Below are 1,533 nucleotides of genomic sequence, written 5' to 3' on the forward strand. Positions count from 1 at the left end.
ACGAGGTAAAAGGGGAAGCCAATTCGCTAGCGGGCCTAATTTTGGAAGTCCTGGGAGAACAACCAGAAGAAGGATCAAGCCTAGCCTACGATCGCTTTGTGTTCAAAACTAGCTCCGTCAATGAGCGAAGAATTGAAAGATCATGTACGTGACACCGGAGCAGAAAGGGCCACTGGAGGACAATAAATAAGTAGCTCCTAGGTTACTCAAAGAAAAAAAGATACTAAGGCGTAACTAATGCCTAAGGTCCTGTTTCAGCCGAAAAGGGTAAAATCAACACCAATCATGCGATTCTATATTTTGTTTGGCCACTTGCTTTGCTCACCGCCTGTGCAGCGAGATTAATTACACGCCTAAACCTCGAGCTTTCCCAAGGTCGAATACCCAACTCGAGATTATCAGTCCTTTGATCAGGAAGCTGTCCTTTTTTACTACCACCTACGCCCAAGTGATTCGGATACTAGTTTCTTTAATGATTTGCCGCAACACTCCTGCTGCTTCGATCTCTACATTCCAGAATTCGATAGCCGCCTGCACTGCACCTACTCCCCATCACCCTCAACAAACTTTCAAAAACTTAAGGACGAATCTTTCGCTTAGTAGATGGCATAATAAGCGCGCCAACTAATGAAGAACATTAATATCGCAATGCAATGGCGTGAGCGGTTTTGCCTTTTGATATTCGGGTCCTCCGCCTCTCCTTTCCAATTCTACCTAAACAGATAGTACGGATCACTTCTTGCGGCAGCACTCTACTTCAACACACAAGTTCAACCGAATTCCTTAGCGCCGATTTTGATTTTGTGAAGAGGATCTCTTGACCATGATAGAGACCTTTCAATGGAAGTTAAAGCTACTATGAATAAACCGCTCGACACACACCCTCTAACGGGGGCTTATGGAAAGAAAACTACATATGGGCCATTGGTATGCAGCTCTGCTGGAATCAACTGTATAATGACTTTATACACGGCCCCGTTCAATTAGAAAAAGAAGGACAAACCCATCAAGAACTAGTATCTCTCTTTAACCTACAGAGATTTGATCAATCTGCGGTCTCCCCTTCAAAAGCATATTCGTTGTCGCTGATCTGTTTGTAAATGACCTCTGGTTTATCATCGAATTCGTCTTTAATGTCTCCGATGATCTCTTCCATGATATCCTCTAAGGTAACGATCCCGGAAGTCCCGCCATATTCATCGACTACCACCGCCATATGCAGGCGCTGCAATTGAAACTCCCGGAGGAGGTCATCAATCTTCTTTGCCTCTGGTACAAATAGCACATTGGTCCTGATTAGCTCTTGCCATTCAAAGTTGTTGTCCTCATGCAGGTGACCGAGCAGGTCCTTTACATAAAGGATACCGGTGATATTATCAATATCTTCATCATATACAGGGATTCGTGAAAAGCCAGAATCTTTTATCACGTCTAGCAAGGCCACATAATCGAAGCGGAAATCCACAGCGATAATATCCAGGCGTGATCGCATAATCTGCGTAACCGAAACTTCTCCAAACTTGACTATACTCT

Annotated in this window: 2 protein-coding genes and 1 pseudogene; 2 read left to right on the top strand and 1 reads right to left on the bottom strand. The window is 44.1% G+C overall.

Going from position 1 to position 1,533, the window contains the following annotated elements; genetic code table 11:
* Both D5R40_RS43335 and D5R40_RS43625 read left to right on the top strand, forming a co-directional pair.
* Nucleotides 1–152, top strand: a 152-nt coding sequence (locus tag D5R40_RS43335) for an HlyC/CorC family transporter associated domain-containing protein (protein WP_375339452.1), incomplete at its 5' end; no start/stop codon positions are given.
* A 223-nt stretch (nt 153–375) separates the two neighbouring features.
* Nucleotides 376–600 (top strand): annotated as a pseudogene (locus D5R40_RS43625) (hypothetical protein); the annotation flags it as partial.
* Nucleotides 601–1,045: 445 nt separating this feature from the next.
* On the opposite strand, the gene D5R40_RS32915 reads toward D5R40_RS43625, so the two are convergent.
* Nucleotides 1,046–1,533 (bottom strand): CBS domain-containing protein (locus D5R40_RS32915; RefSeq protein WP_124155885.1); only part of this gene is annotated, 488 nt, incomplete at its 5' end.

This window comes from Okeania hirsuta (assembly GCF_003838195.1).
In the GTDB taxonomy this organism is placed as follows: domain Bacteria; phylum Cyanobacteriota; class Cyanobacteriia; order Cyanobacteriales; family Microcoleaceae; genus Okeania; species Okeania hirsuta.